Genomic DNA, 3,694 nt, shown 5'->3' with positions numbered 1-3,694 from the left:
GGTGTGGTGAGGGTGGCGGTCGGACGCAGGACCGGCGGTACCCGGTCGTCGACGCCGTGGTTCCTCGCGGAACCCGACCCCGACGCGCGGGTGCGGGTCCTCTGCTTCCCGTACTCGGGGTGCGGCGCGTCGATGTACCAGCGCTGGCCCGCGCGGCGCGGCGAGGTCGACTTCGTCCCGGTCCAGTTCCCGTTCCGGGAGAACCGGACCAGGGAGCCCCACTTCGGCACCTACGAGCGGCTCGCGGACGCCCTGGTGCCCGGCATCGAGCCCTACCTGGACCGGCCCTACGTCCTCTTCAGCCACTGCGGCGGCGTGCTGCCCGCCTACGAGTCGGCGTTGCGCGCCGCGGAGCTGGGCCTGCGCCCGCCCTCGGCGTTCATCGCGTCGTCGCAGGTCGTGCCGCACCACGGGCCGTACGGCAGGTTCCTCGGCCTGTCCGTGCCGGAGCTGGACGAGGAGATCCGCACGCTGCTGCGGCGGATGGGCAGCCGGGAGACCTTCTCGGACGAGATCATCGAGATCGTCCGGGACGTCCTGGTCGCCGACCTCGACGCCAACCGGCGCTACTCGAAACCGGCGCCGGCGCTCCTGCCGTGCCGCGTCACCGCGGTGGGCTGGGACCGGGACGTCGACATCCCCAGCCCGCTGATGGACGCGTGGACCGAGTGCTCCGACGACGTCGACGTGGTGCTCCTGCGCGGTGACCACTACTCGTTCCTGGAAGCGCCCGAAGAACTCGTCGAGCTGATCGTGGAGGTCGCCGAGGCGGCCTGAGCGGGCCGTCCCCGGGAGCGCGTTCCCGCCGACGGCCCAGTCCATCCCTTCGTCCATCGCGGAAAGTGGTGATCGGCGTGGTCCTGCGCACAGGCGACCAATACCTCAACGCCGTCCGGGACGGCCGGTCGGTGTTCCTGGAGGGGCGCCGGGTGGCCGACGTGGTCGACGACCCCCGCTTCCGGGGCATCGCCAACACCGTCGCCGGGCTGTACGACTTCGCGGCGGACCCCGCCAACGACATGGTGTTCCACTGCCCGGAGACCGGCCGGGACGCGCTCAAGCCCTACCTGATCCCGCGGTCCGCGGCCGATTTCGCCGCGCGGCGCGAGGCGCTCGTCAAGTGGGCCGGGCTGACCGCCGGTTTCGTGGGCCGCGGTCCCGACCACTTCGCGGGCTACCTGGCGGGCTTCGCCTCGTCGCCCGGCGTGTTCGACCGGAGCACCCACGACGGCTCGGCCGCCGTGCTCGCCTGGTACCGGAAGATCGTCGACGAGAGCCTGTTCGTCACCTACGCGATCACGCCGCCGCAGACGAGCCGGGTCGAGGTGCCGGAGGACGACGCCGACGGGCCGTTGCAGGTCGCGGTCGTCGGCCGGCGCGCGGACGGGATCGTCGTGCGCGGCGCGCAGATGCTGGCGACCAGCGCCGCGGTGTCGGACTGCGTGTTCGTCAGCTGCATCCAGCCGCTGGGGCCGGACGACGCGGACCACGCCGTGTCGTTCATCCTGCCCGTCGACACCCCCGGGCTGCGGCTCTACTGCCGCCGGCCGTACGCGCACGCCGTCGAGAGCGGGTTCGACTACCCGCTGGCGGCCAGGTTCGACGAGTCCGACGCGGTCCTGGTGTTCGACGACGTCCTGGTGCCGTGGGACAACGTGTTCGTCCACCGGGACGTGGAGGGTGTCCGCGCCCAGTTCTACGGCACCCCGGCCCACGTCCTGGGCAACCACCAGGCCCAGGTGCGGTTGGTCGAGAAGCTGAAGTTCATCTTGGGCGTGGTGCGGAAGGTGTGCGCGACCCACCACACCGACGCGGTCCCGGCCGTGGTGGAGAAGCTCGGCGAACTCGCCTCGCTGGCCGCGATGGTCGAGGCCGGGACGATCGCCGCCGAGGCCGCGGCCGCCCCGGACCCGAACGGGGTCGTGGCGCCCAACCGCCGCTTCCTCTACGGCGCCATGGGGCTCCAGTCCGAGGTCTACCCGAGGGTGTTGCAGGTCGTCCGCGAACTGGTCGGCGGCGGGGTGATCCAGGTGCCGTCCTCGCGCTTCGAGCTGCTCAACGAGGAGACCGCGGCGGACATGCGGAGGTACGCGCGGGTGAAGGGGTTCCCGGCCGAGCAGCGCGTCCAGCTCCTCAAGCTCGCGTGGGACGCCGTCGGCTCGGAGTTCGGCAGCCGGCACCACCAGTACGAGATGTTCTACGCGGGCCCGCCCGCCGTCGCGAAGATGATGTCCTTCCGGCACTACGACTTCGCCGAACCGCTGGCCGCGGTGGAGGGCTTCCTGTCGACCTACGGCCCCGAGGCCCCCGACGGCCGCACCGCCGATCCCGCCGCCGAGCCCGCCACCGACCCTGCCCCCGCCGATCCCGCCGGGCTGGTCCCCGCGGCGGACTGAGCGCCGACACCGGAACGCCCCGGGACCCGACCTGGTCCCGGGGCGTTCCGGCGTGCCGCGTCAGTCGTCCACGGCGTAGTCGGCCAGGGGCAGGTCCGGGTCCCGGACGACCTGGCGGATCAGCGAGCCGAGCTGGTCCAGCCTGCGGTACCCGGTGTCGAAGGTGTAGATGCCGCTGTTGACCTCGGCGCACACCTCGAACGAGCCCGGTTTCACGATGGCGTGGAACGCCAGGTCGTAGCGCGCGGTCCCGTGCCCGATGAACGAGTAGTCGATGGCGCAGCCGGGCAGCCGGAACGGCAGCCAGCTCTCGACCTGCAACTCGGTGGTCACCTGGAACAGGGGGAGGCGGTCGACCGAGCGGGCGGCGCCGACCGCGTCGACGATCGCCGACAGGGGCAGGGCGCGGTGGTCGTACACGGCCACGACCTCGTCCCGCAGCCGCCGCATCAGCTCGGCGAACGTCGGCGAGCCGGTGCAGTCCACCCGGACCGGCAGGACGTTGATGAAGCACCCGATCAGCCGCTCCGACCCGCTCATGCCCCTGGTGTCGCTCGGCATCCCGATCAGGAACAGCTCCTGGCCGGAGATCCGGTGCAGCAGCAGGGACGTCGCGGCGGTGAAGGCGATGAACGGGGTGACGCGGTGGGCGGAGGCCAGCGCGGCGAACGCGTCGAACAGGCCGCGCTCCTGGGGCCGGTAGAGGAACTCGCCGTCGAAGGTCAGGTTGGCCGGGCGGTCGAAGTCGGTCGGCAGCACCAGTTCCGGGACGCCGTGCAGGCGCGAGCGCCAGAACGACCGCAGCCGCTCCAGGCCGTCGCCGCCGAGCTGCGCCCCCTCCCACGCCACGTAGTCGCCGATCTGCACCGGCAGGTCGGCGGGCCCGGCGGACCCGTCGGTCCCGGCCGCGTAGAGGGCGCTCAGCTCGGCCATGAACAGGGTCATGGAGCGCTCGTCCACGACGAGGTGGTGGAAGACGACGTAGAGGACGTGGTCCTCGGGTGCCAGGCGCACGACGTGCGCGGCCAGCAGCGGCCCCTCGGCCAGCGCGAACTCGTGGAAGCCGATGCGCTCGCGGATCCCGTCGACCTCCTCCGGCGACCCCCGGCCGGCGAGGTCGGTGCACGGGACGTCCAGCCGCACGGACTCGTGGACGACCTGGACCGGTTCGCCGTCGTCGGTCTGCTCGACGGTGATCCGCAGCGCGTCGTGCCGGTCGACCACCCCCTGGATCGACCGGCGCAGCAGGTCCACGTCCAGCGGCCCGGTGATGCGGAACTCCAGCGGGATCGTGTAGG

3 protein-coding genes are annotated in these 3,694 nt (G+C 72.4%); 2 read left to right on the top strand and 1 reads right to left on the bottom strand.

The annotated features are described in order from the left end of the window. Together ACFV4N_RS41290 and ACFV4N_RS41285 are read left to right on the top strand one after the other, a co-directional pair. The coding region (locus ACFV4N_RS41290; protein ID WP_499678143.1) for a thioesterase II family protein at positions 1–777 on the top strand (777 nt) is incomplete at its 5' end. 77 nt (positions 778–854) lie between these two features. Further along, positions 855–2,396: a 4-hydroxyphenylacetate 3-hydroxylase family protein gene (locus ACFV4N_RS41285; RefSeq protein WP_499678142.1), complete on the top strand. Its 1,542-nt coding sequence runs from the start codon at positions 855–857 to the stop codon at positions 2,394–2,396. A gap of 60 nt (positions 2,397–2,456) precedes the next feature. Here the strand turns inward: ACFV4N_RS41285 and ACFV4N_RS41280 are convergent. After that, positions 2,457–3,694, bottom strand: a 1,238-nt coding sequence (locus ACFV4N_RS41280) for a condensation domain-containing protein (protein ID WP_499678141.1), incomplete at its 5' end; no start/stop codon positions are given.

This window comes from Actinosynnema sp. NPDC059797 (assembly GCF_042732085.1).
Taxonomy (GTDB): Bacteria; Actinomycetota; Actinomycetes; order Mycobacteriales; family Pseudonocardiaceae; genus Actinosynnema.
The sequence above is the reverse complement of the archived record's forward strand: the minus strand, read 5'-3'. Positions and strand labels throughout refer to the sequence as shown.